General features: G+C 39.8%; 23 protein-coding genes. 16 read left to right on the top strand and 7 right to left on the bottom strand.

Features of this window, described 5'->3' with window-relative positions; translation table 11 throughout:
- Window positions 1–55: 55 nt before the first annotated feature.
- A complete protein-coding gene (locus PESP_RS18605) occupies window positions 56–1,993 on the bottom strand; it encodes a tetratricopeptide repeat-containing diguanylate cyclase (RefSeq protein ID WP_089349508.1) in 1,938 nt (645 codons plus the stop codon).
- A gap of 205 nt (window positions 1,994–2,198) precedes the next feature.
- Here PESP_RS18605 and PESP_RS18610 point away from each other — a divergent pair, with 205 nt between their 5' ends.
- The 3 genes from PESP_RS18610 (at window position 2,199) to PESP_RS18620 (ending at window position 5,371) form a co-directional block, all read left to right on the top strand.
- The gene (locus PESP_RS18610) at window positions 2,199–3,185 is read left to right on the top strand and encodes a transposase (RefSeq protein WP_089349509.1); all 987 of its coding nucleotides are present in this window, start codon (window positions 2,199–2,201) and stop codon (window positions 3,183–3,185) included.
- A 612-nt stretch (window positions 3,186–3,797) separates the two neighbouring features.
- Window positions 3,798–4,304: a TetR/AcrR family transcriptional regulator gene (locus PESP_RS18615; RefSeq protein ID WP_089349510.1), complete on the top strand. Its 507-nt coding sequence runs from the start codon at window positions 3,798–3,800 to the stop codon at window positions 4,302–4,304.
- Between the two features lie 11 nt (window positions 4,305–4,315).
- Window positions 4,316–5,371: an alcohol dehydrogenase family protein gene (locus PESP_RS18620; RefSeq protein WP_089349511.1), complete on the top strand. Its 1,056-nt coding sequence runs from the start codon at window positions 4,316–4,318 to the stop codon at window positions 5,369–5,371.
- Window positions 5,372–5,436: 65 nt separating this feature from the next.
- Here the strand turns inward: PESP_RS18620 and PESP_RS18625 are convergent, their stop codons facing one another.
- The 3 genes from PESP_RS18625 to PESP_RS18635 form a co-directional block, all read right to left on the bottom strand.
- Window positions 5,437–6,663, bottom strand: a complete 1,227-nt coding sequence (locus PESP_RS18625) for a threonine/serine exporter family protein (RefSeq protein WP_089349512.1) — start codon at window positions 6,661–6,663, stop codon at window positions 5,437–5,439.
- Between the two features lie 107 nt (window positions 6,664–6,770).
- Window positions 6,771–8,000: a glycosyltransferase gene (locus PESP_RS18630; protein ID WP_089349513.1), complete on the bottom strand. Its 1,230-nt coding sequence runs from the start codon at window positions 7,998–8,000 to the stop codon at window positions 6,771–6,773.
- Complete coding sequence (locus PESP_RS18635; protein WP_089349514.1) at window positions 8,000–8,977, bottom strand: LacI family DNA-binding transcriptional regulator; 978 nt, start codon at window positions 8,975–8,977, stop codon at window positions 8,000–8,002. The genes PESP_RS18630 and PESP_RS18635 overlap by 1 nt, the downstream gene beginning before the upstream one ends.
- A 166-nt stretch (window positions 8,978–9,143) precedes the next feature.
- Here PESP_RS18635 and PESP_RS18640 point away from each other — a divergent pair, with 166 nt between their 5' ends.
- The 12 genes from PESP_RS18640 (at window position 9,144) to PESP_RS18695 (ending at window position 21,527) form a co-directional block, all read left to right on the top strand.
- A complete protein-coding gene (locus PESP_RS18640) occupies window positions 9,144–11,606 on the top strand; it encodes a S9 family peptidase (RefSeq protein WP_089349515.1) in 2,463 nt (820 codons plus the stop codon).
- Window positions 11,607–11,677: 71 nt separating this feature from the next.
- Window positions 11,678–12,295, top strand: a complete 618-nt coding sequence (locus PESP_RS18645; RefSeq protein ID WP_089349516.1) for a LysE family translocator — start codon at window positions 11,678–11,680, stop codon at window positions 12,293–12,295.
- Window positions 12,296–12,598: 303 nt separating this feature from the next.
- Window positions 12,599–13,327 (top strand): hypothetical protein, encoded by a 729-nt coding sequence (locus PESP_RS18650; RefSeq protein WP_089349517.1) that lies wholly within the window; start codon window positions 12,599–12,601, stop codon window positions 13,325–13,327.
- Window positions 13,327–14,229, top strand: a complete 903-nt coding sequence (locus tag PESP_RS18655) for an LPP20 family lipoprotein (RefSeq protein WP_089349518.1) — start codon at window positions 13,327–13,329, stop codon at window positions 14,227–14,229. Before PESP_RS18650 ends, PESP_RS18655 begins: the two co-directional genes overlap by 1 nt.
- A gap of 8 nt (window positions 14,230–14,237) precedes the next feature.
- Window positions 14,238–15,368: a hypothetical protein gene (locus PESP_RS18660; protein WP_089349519.1), complete on the top strand. Its 1,131-nt coding sequence runs from the start codon at window positions 14,238–14,240 to the stop codon at window positions 15,366–15,368.
- Complete coding sequence (locus PESP_RS18665; RefSeq protein WP_089349520.1) at window positions 15,365–16,732, top strand: hypothetical protein; 1,368 nt, start codon at window positions 15,365–15,367, stop codon at window positions 16,730–16,732. Before PESP_RS18660 ends, PESP_RS18665 begins: the two co-directional genes overlap by 4 nt.
- A 9-nt stretch (window positions 16,733–16,741) precedes the next feature.
- Window positions 16,742–18,037 (top strand): hypothetical protein, encoded by a 1,296-nt coding sequence (locus PESP_RS18670; protein WP_089349521.1) that lies wholly within the window; start codon window positions 16,742–16,744, stop codon window positions 18,035–18,037.
- Window positions 18,037–18,750, top strand: a complete 714-nt coding sequence (locus PESP_RS18675) for a hypothetical protein (RefSeq protein ID WP_089349522.1) — start codon at window positions 18,037–18,039, stop codon at window positions 18,748–18,750. The genes PESP_RS18670 and PESP_RS18675 overlap by 1 nt, the downstream gene beginning before the upstream one ends.
- A gap of 19 nt (window positions 18,751–18,769) precedes the next feature.
- Window positions 18,770–19,987 (top strand): murein transglycosylase domain-containing protein, encoded by a 1,218-nt coding sequence (locus PESP_RS18680; RefSeq protein ID WP_089349523.1) that lies wholly within the window; start codon window positions 18,770–18,772, stop codon window positions 19,985–19,987.
- A 1-nt stretch (window position 19,988) separates the two neighbouring features.
- Window positions 19,989–20,558, top strand: a complete 570-nt coding sequence (locus PESP_RS18685) for a hypothetical protein (RefSeq protein WP_089349524.1) — start codon at window positions 19,989–19,991, stop codon at window positions 20,556–20,558.
- 78 nt (window positions 20,559–20,636) lie between these two features.
- On the top strand, window positions 20,637–20,885 hold the full coding sequence (locus PESP_RS18690) for a DUF4282 domain-containing protein (protein WP_089349525.1): 249 nt from the start codon (window positions 20,637–20,639) through the stop codon (window positions 20,883–20,885).
- Window positions 20,886–21,035: 150 nt separating this feature from the next.
- Complete coding sequence (locus PESP_RS18695; RefSeq protein ID WP_089349526.1) at window positions 21,036–21,527, top strand: DUF2798 domain-containing protein; 492 nt, start codon at window positions 21,036–21,038, stop codon at window positions 21,525–21,527.
- A gap of 39 nt (window positions 21,528–21,566) precedes the next feature.
- On the opposite strand, the gene uvrA is transcribed toward PESP_RS18695, so the two are convergent.
- Entirely contained in the window at window positions 21,567–24,131 is a 2,565-nt protein-coding gene (gene uvrA / locus PESP_RS18700; RefSeq protein WP_089349527.1) for an excinuclease ABC subunit UvrA, read from the bottom strand.
- A gap of 192 nt (window positions 24,132–24,323) precedes the next feature.
- Between uvrA and PESP_RS18705 the strand changes: the two genes are divergently transcribed.
- The gene (locus PESP_RS18705; protein WP_174694402.1) at window positions 24,324–24,728 is read left to right on the top strand and encodes a hypothetical protein; all 405 of its coding nucleotides are present in this window, start codon (window positions 24,324–24,326) and stop codon (window positions 24,726–24,728) included.
- Between the two features lie 16 nt (window positions 24,729–24,744).
- On the opposite strand, the gene PESP_RS18710 is transcribed toward PESP_RS18705, so the two are convergent.
- The gene (locus tag PESP_RS18710) at window positions 24,745–25,533 is read right to left on the bottom strand and encodes a LytR/AlgR family response regulator transcription factor (protein WP_089349528.1); all 789 of its coding nucleotides are present in this window, start codon (window positions 25,531–25,533) and stop codon (window positions 24,745–24,747) included.
- Window positions 25,530–26,570, bottom strand: a complete 1,041-nt coding sequence (locus tag PESP_RS18715; protein ID WP_089349529.1) for a sensor histidine kinase — start codon at window positions 26,568–26,570, stop codon at window positions 25,530–25,532. Before PESP_RS18715 ends, PESP_RS18710 begins: the two co-directional genes overlap by 4 nt.
- Window positions 26,571–26,581 lie beyond the last annotated feature (11 nt).

Here is a 26,581-nt window from a genome sequence, read left to right on the forward strand (position 1 = left end):
GGCAACGTAGTGATATTTATAACGCCAGTAAGTTGTTGAAATTATTAAACAAACATCAATCTATAACTATTTGGTTTCTACCGTTTTGTTTTGCTTTATAAAGCTTTAAGTCGGCAAGCTTTATAAGTTCATCAAGTGAATTGTTTTTATTATTACTTATAGCTACCCCAGCACTAAAAGTGACAACTTCATTTTTAGGCAGTGCCTGAATATCGTTACAGTACTCGGCTAATTTAAAATTAAGCTTTTCAAATAGTTTTTTAATTATGTTTTCGTCAGTAGTGTTTAAAACAAATAGCCACTCCTCACCACCGTAGCGACCAAACAGGTCGGCGTTAGTAAGCGCATCTTTAGCCGCTTGTGCAAACTTTATAAGTACTAAGTCACCAATATCGTGACCAAACTTATCATTTATTTGCTTAAAATAATCTAAATCGATGATGGCAATTGTTGCCTTTTGACGGTTTAAAATTAGTTTTGCCTGTTTCATTATTCCTCGGCGATTAAGGCTATTAGTAAGGAAGTCTGTAAAGGCGATACTGCGGTATTTTTTTCGTTGTAGCGCTTGTCGGTAAAACAAAAACAGCGTAACAATCACTATAATAAATGCGATAGAAGCGCTAAGGCGCCAAATAATTTTTTGTTGGTGCTCTTCTGTTGCTCTTAGTTTATTTATATCTTTTTCGTATTCTAGTTGTAATATTTTGTCTTCTTTTTCTTTTACCTCAAATTTGATTTGCAGTGTTTTTATATTGCTTTCACTTGTGGCTTCATAATGCTTAATTGTATAAATAAGTTTGTTTTCGATAGCTTCGAATGCATCTTCAGTGAGGTTTAGTTTTCGCTTTAATTCGTAACGCTTAGCTAAAAACTGCGCTTTATAAATGCTTCGGCTAAATTTATCCATATTTGAATATACATCGTTATTTACTGTATTGGCGTCATCTAGGCGGTTTTGCTTTATGTATATATCTGCTAATAAAATCAAAGAGGCCAGGTGCATATCATGAATATTAGCCGAGCGTGCCAGCTCAATATTTTCTTTTACAAGCGTTAAAGCCGTAGTGTAATTAGCTTGTTGGTATTGAATGTTAGCAATTGAATATTGAGCAAAGGCCAGGCCCTTTTTCATATTCACTTTTTTAAAGTATTGCAGTGCTTTATTAAGATAAACTAGGGCATTTTTGGTGTCGCTTATTTCTAAAAACACGTTACCTAAGCTCCAGTGCGCCTTTGCAGTGAAAAGGCCATCATTGGTTTTTTCAAAGGTTGTTACGGCTTTTTTAGCATAGTAAATAGCTTTGTCGTTATGTTTTTTATTATCATTTAGGTAGTTGTAAGCATCTGCTATTTTTCTATAAAAGTAGCCTTGGCTAGCTATATCATTATTTTTTATTGATAACTCTAAACCTGTTAATGCAGCACTTAATGTTTTTCTTAGTGCGTCTGTGTCTGTGTAGTAATAGGCGAGCGCGCGAAGAGTAATTATTTTTTCTTTTGCTAACAGCTGAGGTATTTGATTTTCTAGGCGTGTTGCAAGCTCTTTTGCTTGAGTAAGTTTTTCGCTTTGCGATAAATACTTTAGCTGCGCCTCTAAAAATAATAAGTGAAGGTCTTTTTGTTTGATCAGTTGCTGGTTATTTAAGTATTTTGTTAAGTGAATATTTAACGCTTCAAATTCTTCTTGCCTAAAAAGTAGCTCGGCATATAACGCTGCAGCTTGTAAATGAAGCTCGCTCCAATTTTGCTCTTCACTATTTTTAAAAGCATGTACGAGCTTATTAGCATTTAGTAGGTAATCTAATTTATTTGCTCTTATATTGTTGATTAGGGTTTGCGTGTTTTCGTAGTTTAAAGGCTTTAACGAGCCATTAGGCTCTGTACTTTGTGCAAACGCAAGTGGGCTCAAAAGTAAAAATAAGGCAAAAACAAAGGGGCTCCAAACACGTTCAATTAAAATTTTTATATGTGTATTGTTGCGCTTGTTTATCATTTTTACTTGCTCTTACTAATAGTGGGTATAACTATAGCATTACTTGTAAAAAATAAGTTAATACTTAATAAGTGACCGTGCCTTTGGCGCACTCTAAAACAGCGTAACTGGTATTTATAAAAACAAAAGAGACACCCACTCTATTAATTGTACAAATTACAATCAAGCACTAAGCTTTATCTTAATTAAAAAACGAGGTGTTTATATGGCTATTGCTCGAAAACGCCAAATTAGCTTGGCAGACACTAAATATTACCATTGTATTTCGCGGTGTGTACGCCATGCATATTTGTGTGGTGAAGATGCACTAACAGGCCAAAGTTATGAGCACCGACGCGGGTGGGTTGAAGATAAACTCCTCGCATTAGCGCAGGTATTTTGTATAGATGTATGTGCGTACGCTGTAATGAGCAATCATACCCATGTAGTGCTTTATGTTGATGATAAAAAAGCAAATAGGCTGACTGATAGAGCGATTGTTATTCGATGGCATAAGCTGTTTAAAGGTACTGCAATTTCAAATAAGTTCATGCAAGGTGAAACCCTCACTAAAGCAGAACGCTGGTTTTTAAGTGAAAATGTTAAACAATACAGAGAGCGTTTAAGTAGCATTAGTTGGTTTATGCGCTCTTTAAATGAAAATATAGCAAGGCGCGCAAATAAAGAGGATGACTGTACAGGCAGGTTTTGGGAGGGGCGTTTTAAATCACAAGCGTTACTCGATGAAGCGGCGCTACTTGCTTGCATGGCCTATGTAGACTTAAATCCAATACGGGCAAATGATGCTATAACACCTGAGGGCTCTAACTTTACAAGCGTAAAGCAGCGTATTGGCACAATTACAGGTAGCCAGCCTAAGTTTAAGCAACCAAAACTATTATTGCGATTTGCAGGTAGGCCTAAAAAGTTTATGCCAAAAGGAATACCATGCGAGTTAAAAACTTATTTAGAACTTGTTGATGTAACCGGCCGCTGTATAAGATCTGATAAACCAGGTTTTATTACCCACTCAACTCCTAAGCTATTAAATCGCTTAAATATAACCCCTGAGAACTGGTTAACACTCACCACTGAATTTGAAAAAGTATTTCATGGTGCCGTAGGGCGAGTAAGTTCGCTTGAAAGCTACTGCGATCACCAACAAATAAAGCGAAGGCCCAGTTATTCTAACAGTAAGCAATTGTTAGCTTAATTTTCTAATCATATTGTTACTTAGTATGGCACTAGCTGTATATTTTGCATGTGTGTTATTTGCGACTAATCATCATTTATTTTAAAAAACATCCAAATTTTCAGTTTTATCCTACTTTAAATTCTCTTTAGGTAATTTATCGGCTGTAGATCAAAAATAGAAGTTTGCTGCTTATTGTTTTTAATAAGTGAGTTAGCAAGTATGGCTTTAACTAATTATTTTTATATTAATTAAAAGTGGGTGTCAATTTTAATTGCTAGCTGTATATTTTGCATGTGTGTTATTTGCTAATAATAATCATCATTTATTTTAAAAAGCATCCAAATTTTTCAGTTTTATCCCACTTTAAAATCTCTTTAGGTAATTTATCGGCTGTTGATCAAAAGCAAAAGTTTACTGCTTATTATTTTTAATAAGTGCGTTAGCAAGTATGGTCTTAACTAATTGTTTTTATAGTAATTAAAAGTGGGTGTCACTTTTAATTAATAAAGTAATACAGTGCTCCTAAAATTATTTGTTTTTTATATTGAGTTAATTTTAAGCATAAGTTGACATGTAGAATGAATGCTCTACCGTGTTGGGTAGAGCATTCATTCTACATGGTTTACCTTTATGCTAAAACAAGAGATAGCAGCGGCACTTGAAGTCGCTTTTAGCCAACATGGCTTTGCTGAGCCAAGCGTGGCAAAGCTTCAAAAACTCAGTGGTGTTAGTTTACGCACCCTTTATAAATATTATCCTTCAAAGCAATCCATGATCATTGCTGCACTTGAGTACCGCCATAATCGTTATATCAACTTTTTGCTAAATAATGCTCCTGCTCCAGGTAGCGAGGCTATTTTACATATGTTCGATCAGCTTAAATTATGGATGCAAGAGTTTGCACCTAATGGCTGTTTATCTATCAATGCGTTGTCGGCTTTTCCTGAAGACGAAGTTATAAGCAGCGCGGTGCAAAACCATAAAAAAGCGGTTAAACAGCTGTTAGGCGAGCAAAGCTTAAATCAGTCTGTTGCTACTACACTGTTTTTATTGCATGAAGGAGTGTCGAGTGCGTGGCCTGTGATGGGTGATGATGCTGTTTTATCAGCAAAACAAAGTATTTTACAGTTAATTTAAAGGAGCAGACAATGGCAAGTCTTCCCACTACAATGCATGGCGTACAGCTTACAGGGCATGGCGATTTTGATGTATTAAAGTATGCAACCGATATAGCCGTACCTTCTCTTGCAAGTACCGATGTACTAATAAAAGTAATGGCGGCGGGTGTTAACAACACCGATTTAAACACCCGTTTAGCTTGGTATTCTAAACAAGATGGTGAAAGCGAAGATGCCAGTTGGTCTAGTGAGGCTTTGGTTTTTCCGCGCATTCAAGGTGCAGATGTATGTGGTGTAATAGTAGCCGTTGGTGAAAGTGTTGATAAAAGCCGTATTGGTGAGCGTATTCTAGTTGAGCCATGTTTAGTAAAAGCTAACGGCGAAACACTAAAAGCACCGTGGTATTTTGGCTCAGAGTGCGATGGCGGATTTGCACAGTACACAGTAGTTGATTCAACACACGCTTATACAATTAATAGTAGCTATAGCGATGTTGAGTTGGCGTCTTTTCCGTGTTCATATTCTACAGCCGAAAACATGTTGTACCGCTCAAATCCGCAGCAAGGGCAAACTGTTTTAATAACGGGAGCCTCGGGCGGGGTTGGCTCTGCGGCAGTGCAATTAGCAAAAGCTCGTGGTGCTAATGTTATTGCAATTACTAGCAAAAGTAAGGCGCAGCAGTTAAAAGATTTAGGTGCCAATAAGGTTATATTTCGTGAAGACGATTTAATTCAAGCCTTAGGTAAAAGCAGTGTTGATGTAGTTATTGACCTAGTAGCTGGCGAGCAATGGCCAAAGCTGCTAGAAGTGTTAAAACCTAAAGGGCGTTATGCGGTATCGGGCGCTATTGGCGGGGCGTTAGTTGAGCTAGATATACGTACTTTGTACTTAAAAGACCTAACGTTTTTTGGCTGCACAGTGTTAGAGCCAGAGGTATTTAAAAGCTTAGTTAACTTTATTGAGCAAGAAAAAATTAAGCCTATTGTGGCAAAAACATTTCCTCTTAATGAAATAGTGACGGCGCAGCAAGTGTTTGCGCAAAAACAGCACGTAGGAAAAATTGTTTTAACAATACCGCACGGCTAATCGCATTGTAAATAATAAAGCCCGCTACTTTTAAGGTAACGGGCTTTTTGTTTAAAGGTTTGTGCTTACAAACTCTTTTTAGGCGGAAGCGCCACGTTTGCAAATATTAGCCCTGCTACAAGCGACATAAATATTAAAAACGTTTGCTGGCCAATATGCTCTGCGTACACAAAGTCTTGACCTTCAATCAGTGAGTTTAAGCCAATGTAGGTTTTGCTACCGGGCACTAATACAATTAAGCCTTGCATGGCAACAATTGAAGCTGGCGCATTAGCAACACGGTTAAATAAGTTACTAAATACACCTACTGATAAAGCCCCTACAAACGTACCTAATGTGTAATCTAAATACATAGCTGAGCCAATACTTGTGCCGTAAGCTATAAAACCTGATGCAATAGACCACACTGCGTGCTTAAGCTTGGTTCTAAATATCACTATTAAGCTGCTACAAAGCAAAAATATAGCCAGCCAAGCTGTCCATTTTGGAAGAGGCTCTGGCTGTACGAAGTCTGCTTGGCCAAACATGGCAAAGCCAATACCTATGCCAATAAAGGCACCAAAGTACAGTTTAAATAGCAGCATAAACGAGTCCATAACTCGCGCAGTACCCGACACTAAATGCCTAGCTGCAAGCTCGGCTAAACCCAGTGCCAATGCAAGGCCCGGTATAAATACAATAATGGCCGAAAGCACCACTAAACGTATGTTAATTTCAGGGGTTATGTACACACTTACCGCACAGGCTAATACAGCTGATATAATAGCAACAAGGGGCTCAAGCATATGTGCAACACGCCTAGAGCGAGCCGACCAAAGCACAAACACATACACCACGAGCGTAAGCAGCGATGACCAAATAACATCAGTCCAACTTGTGCCCATTAGCATTGCAAATGCACCACCAGAGGTTGCAAAGGCAACTCCTGTAACTAGCTTATTGTATGGGTTTGGCATGTCGTAAATGGCATCAAGCTGAGCGTCGACTTCTTGCAAAGTTAGCTTGTCGTCAAGCATTTGATTTACTAAATCGTCGGTGTCGGCTAGTGAGCCTAAATCGTGATCGCCAGGGTCAACACGTGCTACGTGTGTGTATTCGTCTTCGTGGCCGTCGGTCCAAATTACAAACGTTACAGAGGTTGGCGACATAACAAACGACGATTTAAGTCCTAAGTAAGTAGCCACTTCCATTAGGTGAGCTTCTAGGCGGTAAGCAGGCGTACCGTACTTGTGAAGCATTTTACCTAACTTAACGATAAATTTGCGTTTTTCTGTGAAGGTTGCAGTTTTCAAATCTTATTTAGGCCAGTGTGTAAATAAATTAGCTAAAAGTATAGGCTAAAACGCCCATTTGTAATGGGCGCGATTTTAAACACAAATCTATAAGAGTCTAGTCATTTTTAATCTAATTTTTTATTTTTTTCTGCTATCCATTGCGCCATGTATTGCGTGCTTCGCATTGTATGATGTTTGAGCATTTGTCCGGTGAAGTTTTTTTCTCTATGGGCTGTTAAATCGCTGCTTATTACATCAATTTTATTGATTAGCGCGGCGCTTAATTTTACTTTGTCGTACAGGGTGTTAAGTAGCGTATTGCCAGCTTGCTGAGCGTGTTCAAAATCAGTTTGATTGTTGTAAAGCTCAACGGCTGCATTTGCAAAATCTTCGGCATTATTAGCAAGCTTACCAGGCCATGGTAAATCGTTGTGCATGCCCTCTGCGCCAATGTTAGTGGTAACGCTGGGAGTTTGCATTATCATGGCTTCAAGTAACTTACCTTTTATACCTGCACCAAAACGAAGGGGCGCTAAACAAACACGTGCGCTTTGCATAACATCATAGGCGTTATCGGCCCAGCCTTTTATTAAAAACCCCGTTTTAGGGTTATTAAGTGCGGTGGCTTTTGGTGGCGGGTAAGAGCCATAAATATGCAGCTCGGCTTTTGGCAGTTGCTTGCGAATTAATGGCCATATTTTTTGTAAGTACAGCACGGCATCCCAGTTTGGGGCGTGTCTAAAATTGCCTATGGTCATAAAGTGCGCGCGTTCTTCAAAGCTTTTAGTGGTTTTGGGCAATGCGCTTAAATCGACCATAAATGGTAAGTGGTGTAATAAGCTTGGCTCTACTTTAAACACACTGTTTAGTAAGCTCATCTCAAAGCTTGAAATAATTAAGCTTAGGTCGCAGCGCAAAATAGCCGCTATTTCGCGTTTTGCTATGTCTGAATGTAAGTCGCTGGTTGTAAACTCGCGCTCACCTTTGTGCGCTTCGTGGCGTGCATTACGTAGGCATTGTAAATCTTCAGTATCGAGAATTTTAACGGCATTAGGGCAGTGCTTATCTACGCGCCAACCAAATTGCTCTTCCATCATAAAGCGATCAAACATGACTATGTCAGGGTTATAGGCTTTAACGTATTCGTCAAAACTTTCGCAGTTAAGGGCAATGCTTTGGCTAGTTATACCGTAGTCGTCTAGGTTCACCATGTGCTCGGTACGCAGCGCGGGGGTTGCAAATTCAACCTGCCAGTTTTGCGCTTTAAATGCATTTAATAACGACATCATATGCGTACCCGCAGCAGATGAATTTGGCTCTGGCCATACGTAGCCTATTACCAGCACTTTTTTCATTAATGTGTTTCTCTAATTTGTAAGTTTACATTTACCAGTGTTTTTACTGGAGCAGTGTTGTTTTGTAGTTGCTCTTGCAGTACAAGTAAGCTGCGTTTAGCAATCTCTTGCGTATTTAAAACTGCGCAAGTAAAGGTGTAACCTAAGTCTTTACGCACAGGCACATGCTGGCAGCTAACTATGCTATTTAATAAATGCGGAGCCGCCGCTAATACGCCTTGGGCAATTATATCGTTAGCGCACACAACAGCACTTATATGCGGCTGATTTACCAAAGTCTCATTAAAAAGCTGTTTTGCTTGTAATACCGAGTTTTCAGCGTGTGTTATTACACAGTACTCAGTAACCTTTTTTTGCTCGCATGCGCTAATAAAACCTGCAGCCTGCGCTTTTGACGTTTGGCTGTTATCACCTATAAAAATAACTGTGTTAAGCGTATTAGTTAAAAGTTCTAATGTGGTTAAATGGCCCGCTTTGTTGTAGTCGGGTAATACGCAGGGCGCTGCACTGTAAGGTACTTCATGCATAAGCGTTATAACATTGTAATGACTTGCTAGTTTATCGAGCCATAGGGCGCAGGTGTTTGCCACTGGGCATACTATAAAAGCGGCTACGTTATATTCTTTTAGATTGTTTATTGTACTAGTTTGGCGCTCAACAGAGTTATTACTACTTACAATAATGGTTTGAAAATGTGCGCTATTTAATTGCTGCTCTAAGTGCGCAGCAAGTTCGGCCATTAACGGGTTTGTTAAATCATCAATTACAACAGCTACTAAGTTTGAACGCCCAGAGCGCATTGCTGCAGCATCACGGTTATAAACATAACCTAGCTCATCAATTGCGTTTAACACTTTTTGTTTGCTTTTAGCGGCTACTTTACTACTTTGTGTAAGCACTAACGATACGGTCGACTTTGACACACCGGCAAGGTGTGCAACATCATAAATAGTGACCGACTTAGCTTTGTTAGGCATGGTATTTTAAGCGCGTAATAATGAATAAATAGCTGCGTAGTGTAGCGTATATCGCGCATTTAAGTCATCTTTTAGGCCTGTAATTTAAACCTTAATACTTTATGAACAAGCCAAAACGTGTTTATATACCTTTAATAACAGTAAAAATAACAAAAGGATAAAAAACATGAACGCATTTAGGCTGTTAGCTGCCTTAATTTGTTGTGTTGTAATAGTGCCAACAAGCCAAGCTGAACAAGGTTACCAAATTCCTTCACCAGAACTTGCCGCCGTGGTAGATGCTAAGTTAGCACCAACAAGTTACTTATCAAGCGATGGACAGTGGCTAGCACTTTTTGAGCGTAAACGCGTTGTAACGCTTGATGAGCTTGCAAAAGATGAGCTTAAACTGGCGGGAATTAAACTCAACCCTGCTAACTTTTCGCGTTCACGTGTAAGTGCCAAATTTAGCGCTGTTGAGCTAAAGCATGTGCAAAGTGGCACGGTTATTAATATTAATAACTTACCAAGTGGTATTATTCGCTCACCTAAATGGTCATCAAACAGTAAGTATTTAGCCTTTGTAGTTGAGCAACCAAGCCAAGCAAATTTATGGCTGTACAGCGTAGAAACTAAACAAGCAAAAATGCTCTCAAGCGCAGCGCTAAACTCTGTGATTACCGCTACACCTTATCAATGGCTGCCAGATAGCAGTGCATTGGTTGCAAACCTTGCGGTAAATATTGATAAACCAAAGCTTAAAAATAATAGTCAAAATGTGGTGCCGGTTATTCAACAAAGCACCGGCGAAAAAGCGCCAGCACGTACGTATCAAAACTTATTAACGAGCCCGTTTGACGAAGCACAATTTAAATTTTACGGCCAAGGCCAGTTGGCCTACATTACTCTTGATGGCAAAGCCCAAGCTATTGGTAGTCCAGCGTTATTTAAATCGTTTTCGGTATCGCCTGATTCAACTAATATTTTAGTTGCAGGTATTAACGAGCCGTTTTCGTATCAAGTACCTTACAGTCGATTTGCCGGTACGTGGCAAATATGGGGTATGCGCGGTTATGCACTAGCTGAGCTTGCAAAGCAGCCACTTGCCGATAACATTCCACAAGGTTACGACAGCGTTCGCACAGGCCGACGCAACTTTGAATGGCGGTCAGATCAAGGCGCTGAAGTTATTTGGGCCGAGGCGCAAGATGGCGGCGACATGAAAACCGATGTTAAGCACCATGATTACATTTACAGCTTACGTGCACCGTTTAAACGCGAGCCTAAGTTATTTACTAAGGTAGAGCGTCGCTTTGCAGGTATTGAATGGGGTAACCAAAACGTTGCCATGCTTGTCGATTGGCGCTTTAGCGACCGCCAAGTACGTACCTTTGTTATTCAACCTCGTAATGCCGATAGTAACCGCGTGCTGTTTTCAGAGCGCAGTTATAACGATGCTTATAAAGACCCAGGTAATGCTATTTACGAGCGTAACGATTTAGGCGCTAATGTAATTAAAATTGTAGGCGGGCGCTATATTTACCTTCGTGGTAATGGTGCATCAGAGCAAGGTAATATTCCGTTCTTAGACAGGTACGATGTAAAAACAAATAGCAGCAAACGTTTATGGCAATCACAAGCGCCATATTACGAGCGCGTACGCGCACTGCTTGATGACGAAGGCGAGCGTTTTATTACAGTTCGTGAGTCTAAAACTGAGCAACCTAACTTTTTTATTCGTGATTTAGATAACGATACACTGACCCAATTAACTAATTTTGCTCACCCGTACCCTGCATTTAAAGGCGTAACTAAAGAGCAATTACGTTATAAACGCGATGACGGCGTAGAGCTTTCGGGCACGTTGTATTTGCCACCAAACTACGATGTAACACAAGGCCCATTACCTGTGCTTATGTGGGCTTACCCACTTGAATACAAAGACAAAGCCGTAGCATCGCAAGTTCGCGAGTCGCCTTATGAATTTACTTACATTGGCTACTGGGGTCCAATGCCTTACCTTGCTAAAGGTATTGCCGTGTTTGACGACCCTAAAATGCCCATTGTAGGTGTTGATGCTAGCGAGCCAAACGATAACTTCAGAAAGCAGCTAGTTTCAAGTGCGCAAGCAGCTGTTGATATATTAGTTAAAAAAGGCATTGCCGATAAAAACAAAATAGCCATAGCAGGGCATTCATACGGTGCATTTATGGTTGCTAATTTATTGGCACATAGCGATTTATTTAAAACCGGCATTGCCCGCAGTGGTGCATATAACCGCACCTTAACGCCGTTTGGTTTTCAGGGTGAAGAACGTGATTTTTGGCAAGCACAAAGTGTGTACGCTAATATGTCGCCGTTTTTTCACGCAGAAAAAATCAATGAGCCAATGCTGATGATTCATGGCAAAGAAGATCCTAATTCGGGTACTTTCCCAATGCAAAGTGAGCGCATGTACGCAGCGCTTAAAGGCTTAGGTAAAGACGCTCGCTTAGTTATGCTTCCTTATGAGGCACATGGTTACCGCGCACGTAAAAGCTTATTACACGTACTGTGGGAACAAGAGCAGTGGCTAGATAAGTATTTGTTAAATGATACAGCAGAGCCTGTAGAAGTAATTACTGAACCAGTGGCAAGTACTGGGCAATAGTGATAAACATAAGTAAGCAACAACGCGGCTACTTATAGCCGCGTTTTTGTTTTAAATACGAGAGTAAATTAATGATTGATGTAGCAGCGCTTGCGGTTTTTATTCCTACGTTCTTTTTTGTGTCTATCACGCCTGGTATGTGTATGACGCTTGCCATGACACTCGGCATGAGCATAGGTGTGCGCCGAACCTTATGGATGATGATAGGCGAGCTATTAGGGGTTGCGAGTGTTGCCATTGCTGCGGTACTCGGTGTTGCAAGTGTAATGCTAAATTACCCAGATGCGTTCGCTATTTTAAAATGGGTAGGTGGCGGCTATTTAATTTATATTGGCGTAAATATGTGGCGCGCTAAAGGTAAAATGTCCATTAATACACAAAGCCCAAGCGATGTAAGCCGCCAGTCGCTTTTTACGCAAGGCTTTGTAACGGCCATTGCAAACCCTAAAGGGTGGGCGTTTATGATCTCACTATTGCCGCCCTTTATTAGTGTACAGCACGCAGTAGCCCCCCAACTTTTAGTGCTTGTATTAGTTATTATGGTAAGCGAATTTGTATGTATGCTTGCCTATGCAACAGGCGGTAAAAGCCTGCGCTTGTTTTTAGCGCGTGGTGATAATATTAAATGGATGAACCGTATTGCTGGTAGCTTAATGGGACTAGTAGGCGTGTGGTTAGCATTGGGCTAACTCTCAAGGTTGATGATAAGCTTGGGAGGGTGATATTTTTACAGAACAAGGTGTTTTTTAACCTTAAATTAAGTAAATAGAGCTATTACACAAAAATGAGCCAAAAGTATTAACCTAAGCTGAACACCTTGTCGTAGTTACATTTGTTGCTTTTTTTTATGAGTAATTAAATTGTCTTTATTTTTTTGTGTTGCATTTTTTTATAAATTCGATAATTCTAGTTACATATTCAAGGAAGAATAAATCAAGTCAACAGCTTAGCTTTGTGCTTTCTTGCCTTTTTAACGTACAAGGAATTACCTCATGAAAAAAGCTATTTTATCTGCAGTTATCTTCGCCCCCCTTTTTGCCGGTTGTGTATCGACTACCGATACAAGTACAGTTGCTAATTTAGACAGAAATGCAGCGGTCGCAGAATTAACAACTCGTATGGACACTTTAGGTTATTCTCACCCGGTAACAGTTCAAGTCGGTATTGACGAATTTTTAAACATGTCGGCAATTATACTTGAGCGTCAACGTAAAGTTATGGGTGAATATCGCACTCAAACAGATAACTACCGTGATGTACAAGCCTTTTTATATGCCCATCAAGAATCTACACCTGAACAGCTTCAATCAGCTATTGCTGAATTTGATGCTGGTGCAAAAAATAAAGATGAAGAAATTGGTCATAAAATCGCAGCTTATAATTTGGCGAATGAGGGAATTTATCAGCAAAATGTTGAACTTGCGACTGATTTAACTGTTGAAATAGCTAAGTCAGCTTATATTTTAAGCCAGCACAGCACTGCTATAGCGCAAGTTACAGCTGTGAAGATGGGTGGAAAATACTTAACCAATTGGCTATCAAGTGAGGAAGAAAATACGGATGCTCCAACAGAAGAAGATCCTAAAGACATAGGCACTGCACTTATTAAAGCAAAAGATCAGCTTGCATTAGCACTTGAAGCTAATGAAATTATAGAGCTTGAGCAAGCAACAATTACAGCTATAAATGAGCTACAACTTGAGCAAGAAGCGAAAGGCTAATGAAAACGAGCATTTTTGCTTTTTTAATAGCATTTGCTTTTAGTTGTTCTGCTCAAAACTGGCCTGATTGGGTAACCCAACCGCAAAAAAGTGATGAATATATTACTGCGGTTGGCATAGGTGAAAGTCGCTTAGCTGCAAAGCAAGCGGCTTTAGCCGATATTATCACTCAATTAAGTGTTGATGTAAGTACGCAGCAACTACAAAAGCTAACAAAGCAGGATAACCAATCAAGCAACTATTTTGAACAAGCAACTACTTTAACTAGCTTACCGTTTACATTGACTGGGCTAGAGGAACTTAATGCGCTTGAGGAAAATAACTTATTTGCTTTAAAAGTGGGTGTTAAGAAATCGATTTTAATAAAAAACCTTAAATCTGATTTATCAAAGTTATCTCGTATTTCTACGCCAAAAAACAACACCGAGCAGCGCTTTATTTGGGCGCTTAAAAATAGTGGTGAACTTAATGTTGCGACAAAAAAATTAGCAATATTAGAGCACCTTTCCGGGCCTAAGTTATTTATTCAATCGACTTTAAATAATTTATTAAATGAGCAAGCAAAAGCATTGAGTGCTATTTCTTGCGATGTGATAGGTGCTAATAATATTAGCGCGATTAAATCTGCACTCAATAATGCACTCCCTCATAGCGGCGATACACGCTTATGGGTGCGCCCTCAAATACGCTGGCAGTATGCTAAATCTAATAATAAATACTCTGCCAAAGCTATTTTAACTCTAGCGCTTACGCGTAGTTCAACCCCTTTTAAAGTGTTATTGCAACAGGAACTTGTTGCGCAAGAAAGCGCTGCAACACAAGAAAATGCAAAGCAAAAAGCAATTAATAATTTAGTACAACAACTTAAAGCGCCTGCAAGCGATTGGCTGTTTGATATTTAGGAATAAAAATGAAATTAATAAAAAATTTAACTTTATCAGCATTAACACTTGCCCTAATAGCTGGTTGTAACTCTACACCAAAACAAGGGAGCTCTACTCAACAGGGTAATGTGAGTAATAATGCTTCTAATGTTGTTATAGCTAAAAGTGCATATATATTTAATGACGCAGATATAGCTATGCCAGCGTATTTTGATACACAAGGTTTAGAGCGTTGTACGTTTGATGTAAATAATGAAACCGATAGTTGCCCACTTAAAAAACCCATAGTACGCATGTACTTTGACTTAGCAGGCGTGAGTGGTAGTGGCATAGGCGTTGATGCAATGCGTGAGTTTGATAATCAAAATTTATTGCTTATGCTCGAAAATCAATTTGCAGGTATTAACCGCTTCAGAATAGTAACGCGTGATGATGATGCTATTTCAAAAGAGCAGCAATTAATTTTACAACAGCAAGGCGTAAAAACAGCAGCTAAACGCGCTGAAGTTAAGGCGTTGATCCCCGATTTTGTCGTAAAAATTGATTCACTAAGAACGCTAAAAACTGAAGGAGCGATCACAGATTGGGCCGATTATACATTAGAGCTGACAACTGGCGTTATAAACCCACAAACACGTGAAAAGCTATCTCATCCTAATTTAGGTAAAATTCGTGTTAAATCAGAAGATGTACGTGATCGCTCAGAGTTAAAATTTACAACTGTAAGCGGACGCTATGCAGCGGGTTTCCATTTTGATCAAAGTGCCCATGTTAATGCAGTGCTTAGTGATATGGGATCGCGCGGTATTGATATTTTACTTACACGTATGTTGAGTGAAATGCCAGCAACAGCGCAAGTGTTAGGTATTAAAGGAAATAAAATTAGTTTAGATCGTGGCCAAAATGCGGGTGTATTACCTAATGAAACAATGATCGTTTTTAGCTATGAAGCTGGATTTGTTGAGCCAATTGGCGTTGCAAATGTAAATCCTTCACGCAGTAGCGCAAATGGTGAAATTATTCGCTGGAAAGACTCTAATGCAGCAGATGATGTTAAAAATAAAGCTAAAAATGGTATTTATCGACCATCAAATGGATCAAAAATATTTGCTGTTTCTGTAGGAACTCCTGCTGACTTTTTGGAGAATAGAACATGATCAAAAAGCTTGGCTTATTAGCATTATGCTCTTTGAGTGCACAAGCTCAAGTGGATGTATTAGCTGATGGTACGCTACAAACTCAGGCGTGTGCATATGGACGAGGCGCTACGGCTATTTCGGGTGCAAAAGCTCAGGCTAGTGCTGAGCTTATAAGTTTTATTAAAGGTAATAAAAGCCTTACAACCCAAAGTGCGCAGCAACATTTAACAACAAGTTTAGATAATGATGCCGCCAGCTTATATGAGCAGCAACGCACTTCGATGATTGAAGGTTTGAGTGCCGGTGCCGTTCCTTTAAATTACTCAACACCTACGCTTAGCGGAAACGACACGTGCATGACTGTAAGTCTTAATCCGCAAGAGTTAGCAGAGCCGCAAGAGCAAAACTGGCAGCAAACTACTCAAAATATTAGTGTGACAGTAATAGGCCAAGGCTGGAAAAAAGAAGGTAAAACAGCACTGACGATTGCAGAGCAAGATGCTCTGCAACGTGCTGTATCGCAAGTGGTAGGTGTGTGGCTTACTCAGCAGCATACGCAATCATCAAGCACGAGTATGAATATTGTTGACGGTAACGAATCAACAAACATGCAAGAGCTAATAGGGCAACAACTTTCGAGTCATAGTGAAGGGCTTGTTAAAGAGTGGCAAACGCTGGAAACCAAAGAACTGCAAAATGGTGGTGTGGAAGTCACCATTATGGCTGTGGTAGAAAAAGCACCTCTCATTCAAAAAGCATCCAAGTTACTGAGCATGATTGGTTCGCCTAGAGTGCAAGTTATTGCGCCAGAACCATTAAAAACAGAGCTAAAAGTTTGGTTAAACGAGCAAGGTATTGAAGTTGGTAACGCGGCTAGTTTAGTTATTTATGCAAAGTCCACAGTGATTAGCCGAGGTAACAACAGGCAGCTTTATTTAACTGCTGACGTTAGAGATTTAGCTGGAAATATTTATGGCCAGTGGAAAAACGATCCTTCATTTATGTCGTTGCCTAATGACCCTTACGTAGAAAAAGATTTAATGACAGTACATTTGGCGAGTGAGTCACAGTCAAAGGCACTTCATAACACGCTTAATAATGCATTTACTCAAGTTGTTGCAAGAGGGGGGTTGGTTCGTGAAATCATGCTGCCAAGCAATAAGCTAACGCAACCAGAAAAATTGCATGATGTATTAAGTACGTTAGGTGGAGTGAGCGATGTATCTATACATAAACAGCAAAAATATACCGTAGCCAGCCTTAGATTTAAAGGTAATACCGGTGAACTTGCTCATGCGCTCGATCAGGCGCTCATAACAATAACAGCAAAAAACCTTTCAAAAATTACAGTCGAAGACGATTTTACACTCAGGTACAAATAAGGATAGATGATGAAATTGAAAATATTAACATTAGCAATGGTTTTGGCTATGCCTGCAATCGCAGCAGAAGAGTTTAGCTTAACAGATATGATCCCAGCTCGCCCTGGCGCACAAGTAGCGGGTGCTGAACAAGCACAGGTTTCTGGCGATGTAGTGGTTGCAAAAGATACAAACGTTGCAGTTGCTGTTGCTCATCAGGCACTAATGGATGATAACGAAGACGGTATTAAAATGATTCAGGTTGGCAGCGGCACCGGTATTTTATCTATTGGTAGTGCCAGTTATAGCACCTACGACAATATGAATGCGACCTTGCTGTCTAAACGCGGTGCTTATAACCAAGCTTATTTAATTGCAAAAAAACAGTTAATTGAAAATATGAAAGGTGTTGAACATCAATGTAGCAATGTAGTGTCTGCTAGAATGGATGTTATTGATACGGGCGTTGAAGGTACGGCAAACGAACAAACTAATATGATGGAAGCATGTACAGAGTCTGTATCGGGTTCGCTTGCGGGTTTTGTTACATATGACGTGTACGACAATATTGATGAAAAAGGTGTACGTGTAAGTTTAATATCTACTCCTAAAACGCGTTCACAAATTAAAGGGAACCGTGGTGCAGTAGCTGTTACTACTGAGCCAAATGTAATTTTTCAGCAAGTAATTGGAGATGTAAAAAGCGGCGTTTTACCTCCTGTAGGTGCAAAAGTACTGACTAATGCAGATACTGGCGAAGTAATTATACTTGGTTATGGTTCTGCAATTGCTCGTCAAAATAGAAATAGTAATGTTGCTCGCAAGCTTAAAGGCGTTGCTAAATCACAATCGCAAACACGCGCGCGTTCTGCGTTGCTTGCCACTATTCAAGGTGAAAAAGTGTATTGGCAAGGTAGCTTTGACGAAAAGCAAATGGAAGGTACTAAGCAATTTGAATATGAGGACCCATATTTAAACGATCCGCAACAAGTTAAAATTCTTGAAGAAGACCGCAGTACATTTTTGAATCAATTAAAAACGTCAGACGAGTACTCAACAGTTGCTAAAGGTAAATTACCACCGGGTGTAAGTGTTAAAAGCTTTGCAAGTGATGATGGATTTTGGCAATACAGCGTAGCTGTTTATGCGCCAAGTTTAGAGGCAACAGCACGCAAGGCAGCTAAAGAGATGGAAGGTAATAATGGCCAAACTGTTAACGGTGTAAGTCACTATGGCCACAAAATAAAAGCACACGGGGGTTTAAACGAAAAAGCGGCTAACCCTCAGGGTGCATCAGGTAAAGTAGCGAGCGAAAAGGAACTTTAATGCTAGCACCTATTTTAGCGCTTTCGTTGGTGGCTTCGCCCACCTTCGACTCAGAGCAAACAATTGAACAACAAACTGCTTTTTTTAAAAGTCAGGCTAATGGACAATACGCCCGAGTAATAGCGTTAAAATCGAGTGCAAAAAGTGCGCTTGAGCAGGCATGTCGAATTGCTTTGACCCTGCCACAGCGCAGTATTATAAAAAATACTTTAGCTAAAAAACTTAATATTACTTTGCCAGAGTCGGTAAGCTTTATTGACGCTGAAATTACGGACTATAAGCAAGAAAAGCAGCAAGATTGGTTAACTTGTACTGGCGTTGTAACACCTGCTGCGCACGATATTAACGAAGCTGGACTTGCTGTTAGAGCAGCATGGCAAGTAGGTAGTCAAAAAGATAAAACAAACTTACGCCCTTTATTACAAGTTGCATTGAATCACCCAACAACGATGTCTGATGCGGTGGCATTAGTTGCAGATCAATCACCAGAAGAGCAACGCTTAAGCTATCTCGATAAATATTTAAAAGCGGGTGAGTTAAAACTCGATGAAGCTAAAGCGTCAGTTGCACAAACGTGGCTTGTTAATAAGCGCTATAAGCAAGTTATTTCACTAACCCAGCAATGCGAAAGTATAGACTGTAAGCGTTTAAACTTAGCCGCTCAAACTGAGTTTGATAATCTGCCTGCTGATGATTTAAGTAGTTATTTTTAATTTTATAGGGATATAAAAAATGCACTCAAAAGTTAAAATACTACTAAATGTTAGCGCCTTAGCTTGTTTCACACTGAGCTTAAATAACTTAGCGCAAACAAGTGACGAGGCCGACTTTGAGGCTTTTTTAAAAAAGCGCCAAAGTGAGTTTAGTCAGTATGAACAACAACAAAAGCAAGAATTTGAAGCGTTTGTAAGTGCTTGGCATGATGCGCAAAACGCATATTTAAAACAAGTAACCCAAAAGTGGCAAGACCCAAATCTGCCAAGCTCAAAAGTGTGGGTAAAATACAGTGATGATTTAAATAAACGCACCAGTGTAAATTTTGAAAGTGGTGAAGTCGTAGTTGAGTTATTAAATAGCCAAAACGACGAGCAAGCTGTTAAATATGCAAAAGATCAATTAAATGAGCTTTCGCAAGTAACAGTAGATAAAACACTTGCAAATGATCCGGTTTATATTGCGGCTAATAATACCATTAATAGCAAAATTTTCACTTCGACGGGTAAGCCTGTAAATAGAAAAATTGAGAAAAATAAGCCATCAGCAGCGACTCAACCTAAAAAAATAGCCGAGCAAACTGTACTCTCTACAGAGATTGTAAAAGAGGTGCTGACTGCCAAGGCGCCTGTTATAACTAAGCAAAAAGGCAGAGTAAAAATTAGCTACCAATTGCCTGCTAATACACTTTCCAATCAAGCCAAACGTTATTTACCTGATGTGCAGCAACAAGCTAAACGTTATAACTTAGATCCCGCATTATTATTGGCAATTATACATACAGAATCAAGCTTTAACCCGCTTGCACGTTCGCCAATTCCTGCTTTTGGTTTAATGCAAATAGTGCCTACTTCAGCGGGTAAAGATGTGAGCAACTTTTTGCAAGGTAAACCGCTATTACTTAGCCCTGAGTATTTATTTCAGGCAGATAATAACGTAGAGGCAGGGAGTACTTATGTGCATATTTTAAGTAATCGTTACTTTAAAAATGTACGTAACGAGCAATCAAGAATCTACATGAGTATTGCAGCTTATAATACTGGCCCAGGTAACGTAGCCAAAACGTTAAGTGGTTCTAAATCACTTAATCAGGCAAGTATTGCTGCTAATTCAATGTCTGCAGAGAAAATTTATACCTTAATGGTTAACAACTTACCTGCGCAAGAAACCCGAAATTATTTACAAAAAGTGGTTAAACGCACCGCTTATTATCAAAAGCAATTGAAAGGAATTTAAAATGAAAAAATTATTACCAGTTATAGCCGCTTTAGCTTTAGGTGCGTGTTCAAGCACTGAAAACACACAATCTGCGCCATTGGCAAAAAACGATTCAGTACCAAGCTGGGTGTTATTGCCTGTGTCTGATAAAGGTTTAGCGTCGTCGACATGCGTTCCTTGGTCGGGCAGTATGTCTACCGACAGAGCACAAGCTATTGCGGCAGCTCGCGCCGATTTATCACAGCAAATACAGGTTAAAGCAAGCGTTATGGACAAGCTATATCAACGTAAAGCGCAAAGTAATGATGAGCTAAATGTTGGTGGAACGTTTGAGCAAGTAAGCAAGCAAGTTGCACAGCAAAGCCTTGTGGGCGCTGTGCCACAAGAAGTTGCCTTTGCTAAATTAGACGGTGTAAAACAGCTTTGTACATTCGTTGTAATGAGCAATACACAAGAAACGTTTAATAACCTAGTCGCTCAATCTGGTAAGCGTTTAGATCCAAGTTCACGCGAAGCGCTTTACGAAGAGTTTAAAGCCCAAAAAGCAATGAAAGATCTTGAAAAAGAGTTAGATAATTTAAATAAATAATAGAAAATTCTTTATTACTAGCTTAGTTTCTAACTCCGCTAAGCTAGTATTTTTTAAAAGGAGTTATAAAGGACTAAAATGAAAGATATATTCTTTTTTGATTCAATGTTAACCCCAAAAATAATTACATTCGTATACTGGTTAATTTTAATAGGTACTTTGATCTCAGGTGTTACAACTATGTTTGCTCAATATGGTGGTGGTTTCATTAGTGGTTTGGCCATAATTGTTGGTGGGGCAATTGGTGCACGTATATGGTGTGAGCTATTAATTGTATTATTTAAAATTCATGAAAATCTTCAAAAAATAGCTAATAAATCAGAATAAATTTAAATTCTTATAAAGTAGTGGTTGCATTGAGTGCTACCACCACTCTTAATCTTTGGCGCCCCAATCAACCTAAAAAGTAGTTGATATTATCAATTAATTTGTTATAGTTGATTTTGTCATCTATTTAACGCTTAAGGCATGCCCAAAATGAGTACACCGCAATCAGCAAATCCAGAAATGGTTGAGCCTAAAAAAACACCTGTAATTTATAAAATACTAGTTATGGTAAGTATTATTACAATTGTTGGCGGTTCTCTAACTGGCATTATGACTTATGTGAATGTAGGGGTTACAGAGCAGTTTTATGCAGATTGGTTTACCTCGTTTATAAGTGCAGTGCTGGTAATGGCGCCTATTGGTTTTATAATGATGACCTTAATGCATAAGCTAGTTAATAAGTTATTGCCTACTAGTAGCGAGCTAAAACGTAATTTAGTGATTAGTGTTTTTATGGCGCTGATCATGGAGTCGGTAATGGCATTTGTTACTGCTATTAACAATATTGGTTATGCAGATATGCGTTTATTTTTAAATGGTTGGGCTGAAGGGCTACTTGCTGCTCTGCCCATAGGCCTTACTATAATGTTAATAATGTCGGTTACTGTAAAGCCTAAATTAGAGCGCTTTTTAAAAAGCTAACAAAAAGAGCCTGTGCTCTTTTTGTTAGTTAGCTGAACACTAAATTGCGCTATTCAAAAACGGTGCAGTACGGCTTTTTGTAGATTGCGCAACCTCTTCAGGTTTACCTTGTGCAACTATTACCCCGCCTTCGTCGCCGGCTCCTGGGCCAATATCAATAACCCAATCACTGTTACTGGCAACTTGCATATCGTGCTCAACCATAATGACGGTGTTGCCAGCATCAACTAAGCCATTTAACTGCGCCATTAGCATGGCTACATCTTTAGGATGCAGGCCTGTGGTTGGTTCATCTAAAATATAAAGCGTATCGCCGCGCTGTGTACGTTGTAGTTCAGTGGCAAGTTTAATACGCTGGGCTTCACCGCCCGAAAGCTCAGTAGCAGGTTGGCCTAAACGTAAATAGCCAAGGCCCACTTGTAAGAGCGCATTTAACGCACGTAAAATAGCGGGTTCATCGGCAAAAAATGTATGCGCAGACTCAACGGTTAAATTAAGTACATCGGCAATGGTTTTATCTTTATAGGTAATGTCGAGTGTTTTTTGGTTGTAGCGCTTGGCGTTACACACAGGGCAAGGCGAATACACGCTAGGTAAAAATAACAGCTCCACGCTTACAAAGCCTACGCCTTCGCAATTTTCACAGCGACCTTTTTTAATATTAAACGAAAAACGACCGGCATCGTACTTACGCGCTTTTGCCTCTTTGGTATTGGCAAACAGTTTACGTACGTGATCGAACAAACCAGTGTAAGTTGCAAGGTTTGAGCGAGGTGTGCGGCCAATGGCTCTTTGATCAACCGTTATTAAGCGCTTTATGTGCTCAATGCCGTGAGTTATTTGCCCGCCGGTTGTTATATCGAGCTCTTGCTCGAGTAGCTCGGCTTCATCGGTAGGTATGTGTGGCTGCGATTTTTGCCCCAGTGCGTCGTAAACCAAGTCAACAAGTGCTTGGCTTACTAAGCTTGATTTACCTGAGCCAGATACCCCTGTAACACTTGTAATAACCCCAAGCGGAAATTCTACATTAAGTTTTTGTAAGTTATTACGCTTAACATTTTTAAGCGTAAGCCATGCTTTTGCTTGGCGTTGTTTGTTTTGTATTTGAGCTTGCTGAGATTCGTTATTGTTAAATAAATACTGGCTCGTGTGTGAGCTACTAATTTGCTTTAAGCCCTCAATGGGGCCGCTATAAACTATATTACCGCCACGGGAGCCCGCATTTGGCCCTACATCAACCACCCAATCGGCATGGCGAATAACACTTACGTCGTGCTCAACCACAAACACTGAGTTACCAGCGGCTATTAGTTCATCTAATGCGGCTAATAAGGCTTGGGTATCGGCAGGGTGTAAACCTGCAGAAGGTTCATCTAACACATACACAACGCCAAATAATTTTGAGCGAATTTGCGTTGCAAGCCTCAAGCGTTGTAATTCACCAGGCGATAACGATGGGGTGGTGCGCTCAAGCGATAAATACCCTAAACCAAGTTTGGTGAGTGCTTCAACGCGTTTAAGAATGTCGCCTGCTATACGCTTTGCAACTATGGCTTTTTCGGGATTTGCAGCGTTACTTTTAGCGGGGTTACTAGCGGCAAACCTTAACTTATCTGCTAGCTCATTGAGTGTTAATTGCGAAATTTCGCCTATATCAAGGCCCGCTACTTTAACCGATAACGACTCTTTTTTAAGCTTTTTACCTTCGCACTGCGGGCATTGTGATATTTGCATATACTGTGATACGCGCTTTTTAGTGCGTGGGCTTTGAGTGCTCGCAAACGATTGTAAAACAAAGCGTTTAGCACTTGTAAATGTACCCATGTAACTGGGGCTTTCTTCATTTTTAATAGCGGCTTGTGTTTGCTCAAGCGTATACTCAGAAAACACTGGCACTGTGGGTGTTTCGTCGGTAAATAAAATCCAATCTCGGGTTTTTTTAGGCAAGGTATTCCACGGTTTATTAATATCGTAGCCTAGCGAGGTAAGAATACGGCTTAGGTTTTTACCTTGCCAAGCCGGCGGCCAAGCTGCAATAGCGCGCTCTTTAATTGATTTAGTGGGGTCGGGCACTAGCAGCTCTTCGGTTACGTTAAATACGCGGCCAATACCGTGGCACTCTGGGCAGGCGCCTTGTGGCGTATTGGGCGAAAACGCATCGGCGTACAGTATACCTTGCCCTTTGGGGTATTCGCCTGCGCGTGAGTAAAGCATTCGCAGCGCGTTAGAAATAGTGGTTACACTGCCCACCGATGAGCGTACCGAGGGAGCACCACGCTGTTGCTGTAACGCTACCGCTGGTGGCAGCCCTTCAATTGAATCTACATCAGGCTCGTCTACCTGATCGATTAATCTGCGTGCATACGGGGATACCGAATCAAGATAACGATGCTGCGATTCGGCAAATAATGTTCCAAAGGCGAGCGATGATTTACCCGATCCCGATATACCGGTAAAAACAACAAGTGAATTACGGGGAAGATCTACATCCACATCTTTTAAGTTATGAACACGCGCGCCTCTTACTTGAATGCTGTGCTCTGGGTTTAATAAAGCCAATTGTGCATTACTAACCTCATGTGACTTTTTAGGTGTGGTTGCCATGTAGTTTACTCCTGTTTAATAACCTTTTGTTTATTAACGTGCTGCAAAGTATTAATACTAATGCGGTGACACTGAATGAGCGCTTAGCCTGTTTGTTAGGCTTTTAATCGGGTGTTTACATAATAGGTAAAAACTGCGAGTATAAATTTCAATCAAGCATTCGAACATCTAAATTTAAAAGGACGTTTAATTGTGGCAAAAATTGTAGTTAGCTTTTTATTAGTACTTTGCGCCAATGTGTTTGCAGCGCAAAATAATGTATTAAACGTTGACCGAGCCATACCAAATAGTATGCACTTGTCGTTTCCAAACGATAACAATATAACGCCTAAAAAGTCTGACTTTTCAATTTTAAACTATGTACTTATGAGTAACGAAGAAGGGGAGCGCTGGGCGGTTATTACCCTTACAAATTTAGCCTCTGGAAAGCGTGAACTTAATCAAGAACACTTATTAGCGCTGTTTGCAGATGGCAGCAGGCTAACACCAAGTGAATTTAAACTAGGCTTTAATGGCAAACAAACACAGTCGGTAACTGTATCGTTTACTGAGCATAAGTTTCCCATTTTAAGTGTGTATTCGAGCAATGATCAGTAACACATTTTTAGATAAGTTAAATGTGTAGTAATTGCTTTAGTTTATCGGCACCGGCTCTGCTGGTGCTTAGTTCAGATTTAATATCATCATTTACAATCACCATCAATTTACCATTAAACCAACGCTGTATTTCTTTAATGTGGTCAACGTTAACCAAATAGCTTCGATGAATTCGTACAAAGTTTTTTGCTACTAAGGCATGCTCAAGCTGATCGAGCGTATCGCTTAAATGATGAAATGTGTCGCCATTCCACGCCAAACTATTACCTTGTTCCGATTTAATAAACTTAATGTCACCCGGTGAGAGTAAAAATATACGCTCACCGTTTTTACTAATTAACTTATTTAATGTGTTTTCGGTTAATGCAAAGGTTTGCTCGTGTTCTGGGCTGTTAACTTGGCAGTGGGCACGTTGTTGCTCAAGTAGCTGCTGCGCTTTGGCGAGTGCTTTTTTTAATCGAGCAATAGGAAAAGGTTTGAGTAAGTAATCTGTTGAGGCGTGCTCGAATGCTTCAATCGCAAATTGGTCATACGCGGTTGTGTAAATAATAATGGGCTGGTAGTTAAGTAAATCAATAAGCTCTAAGCCGTTAATTTCAGGCATTTGTATATCAAGTAATACCACATCAGGTTTTAGCTCATTTATTAATGTAATGGCCTCTTTGCCATTTGTGGCCATACCCACTACATCAACATGCTCCATTAAACTTAATTGGTGGCTTAATTTTTCGCGAGCGGGAAGCTCGTCATCGGCAAATAACACGCGCATTTTAGATGCTGTATTTGGCTGGTTTTTACTGTTCATAGTGTTAGCTCCAACGTAACCACTGCGCCATTGTTATTGCTCAGTAGTACCTTACTTTTGCCAAGTTGTTTAACGCGTTTTAGTATGTTTTTCATCCCTATACCATTGCCATGCCCGTGTTTTATAACATCACTCGAAAACCCTTTACCATTATCGCTAATTTGTATTTTAACGCCGTTAGGTAGCTCACTGAGCGTTATATTAAGAATTAGCGACGTTTGTTTGGCGTTATGTTTAATGGCATTTTCAATTATGGGCTGAATAAGTAGCGGAGGTAGCGATATATTTTTAAGCGTATTAGGAATGTGGTAATTAACCTGAAGTTTATCGCCAAAGCGTGCTTTTTCAATATTTAGGTACTTTTCTATTATTGTAAGCTCTTGCTGTAAAGGTATTTGCTGTTGCTCGGCAGTATCAAGTGAGTACCTTAGAATATCAGCAAGTTCATGCAGTACTTCATCGGCTAAATCGGGGTTTGTATGAATATAAGCCGAAATTGTATTTAAGCTATTAAACATAAAGTGTGGGTTTAGCTGGTAGCGCAATGTAGCAAGTTGAGCTTGTTTAAGAGCATGTTTTTCGGCTGTTGCGCGTTTTTTGTTCTCAATAAAAATACTGGTAAAGTAAATACACGAGCCCCAAAGTAAGCCGTTAAATACAACAAATACCCCCATGGATTTATGCCCATCAAAAAGCAGTGTGAGCACTGTATCGGTAATCACATTACCAAGTGCCATAAATACAACTGCAATTAACCATTCAAATGCTATTTTATTAATATGCTTATTGCGCAGGTAAAAAATAACCGCTGCCGCACTCCATACCGGCACCCAGTAAAAAGTAACAAACCACACGGTAGCAGCAAGTGCACTACCCGTAGTAAAGGGCGCAGAGTTAGCAATTATGAGCCCAAGGGCATAAGCAATATCTACAACAAGTAAAATAAAAAAGCTGTATTTATAAAAAGGATGTTTGAGCATAATAGGTGCTTCTTTTTGTAAGTGATTAAACCATAACAAAAAACAGTCAAAACCCAAAGACTTTGTGT

Source organism: Pseudoalteromonas espejiana DSM 9414, assembly GCF_002221525.1.
Classification (GTDB): domain Bacteria; phylum Pseudomonadota; class Gammaproteobacteria; order Enterobacterales; family Alteromonadaceae; genus Pseudoalteromonas; species Pseudoalteromonas espejiana.

Coding starts and splice junctions, on each gene's coding strand:
- PESP_RS18650 (WP_089349517.1), top strand. CDS start 12,599: ATGAAAAAAGCTATTTTATCTGCAGTTATCTTCGCCCCCCTTTTTGCC.
- PESP_RS18640 (WP_089349515.1), top strand. CDS start 9,144: ATGAACGCATTTAGGCTGTTAGCTGCCTTAATTTGTTGTGTTGTAATA.
- PESP_RS18660 (WP_089349519.1), top strand. CDS start 14,238: ATGAAATTAATAAAAAATTTAACTTTATCAGCATTAACACTTGCCCTA.
- PESP_RS18615 (WP_089349510.1), top strand. CDS start 3,798: ATGCTAAAACAAGAGATAGCAGCGGCACTTGAAGTCGCTTTTAGCCAA.
- PESP_RS18690 (WP_089349525.1), top strand. CDS start 20,637: ATGAAAGATATATTCTTTTTTGATTCAATGTTAACCCCAAAAATAATT.
- PESP_RS18675 (WP_089349522.1), top strand. CDS start 18,037: ATGCTAGCACCTATTTTAGCGCTTTCGTTGGTGGCTTCGCCCACCTTC.
- PESP_RS18655 (WP_089349518.1), top strand. CDS start 13,327: ATGAAAACGAGCATTTTTGCTTTTTTAATAGCATTTGCTTTTAGTTGT.
- PESP_RS18695 (WP_089349526.1), top strand. CDS start 21,036: ATGAGTACACCGCAATCAGCAAATCCAGAAATGGTTGAGCCTAAAAAA.
- PESP_RS18645 (WP_089349516.1), top strand. CDS start 11,678: ATGATTGATGTAGCAGCGCTTGCGGTTTTTATTCCTACGTTCTTTTTT.
- PESP_RS18635 (WP_089349514.1), bottom strand. CDS start 8,977: ATGCCTAACAAAGCTAAGTCGGTCACTATTTATGATGTTGCACACCTT.
- PESP_RS18710 (WP_089349528.1), bottom strand. CDS start 25,533: ATGAACAGTAAAAACCAGCCAAATACAGCATCTAAAATGCGCGTGTTA.
- PESP_RS18670 (WP_089349521.1), top strand. CDS start 16,742: ATGAAATTGAAAATATTAACATTAGCAATGGTTTTGGCTATGCCTGCA.
- PESP_RS18610 (WP_089349509.1), top strand. CDS start 2,199: ATGGCTATTGCTCGAAAACGCCAAATTAGCTTGGCAGACACTAAATAT.
- PESP_RS18620 (WP_089349511.1), top strand. CDS start 4,316: ATGGCAAGTCTTCCCACTACAATGCATGGCGTACAGCTTACAGGGCAT.
- PESP_RS18685 (WP_089349524.1), top strand. CDS start 19,989: ATGAAAAAATTATTACCAGTTATAGCCGCTTTAGCTTTAGGTGCGTGT.
- PESP_RS18605 (WP_089349508.1), bottom strand. CDS start 1,993: ATGATAAACAAGCGCAACAATACACATATAAAAATTTTAATTGAACGT.
- PESP_RS18680 (WP_089349523.1), top strand. CDS start 18,770: ATGCACTCAAAAGTTAAAATACTACTAAATGTTAGCGCCTTAGCTTGT.
- uvrA (WP_089349527.1), bottom strand. CDS start 24,131: ATGGCAACCACACCTAAAAAGTCACATGAGGTTAGTAATGCACAATTG.
- PESP_RS18665 (WP_089349520.1), top strand. CDS start 15,365: ATGATCAAAAAGCTTGGCTTATTAGCATTATGCTCTTTGAGTGCACAA.
- PESP_RS18630 (WP_089349513.1), bottom strand. CDS start 8,000: ATGAAAAAAGTGCTGGTAATAGGCTACGTATGGCCAGAGCCAAATTCA.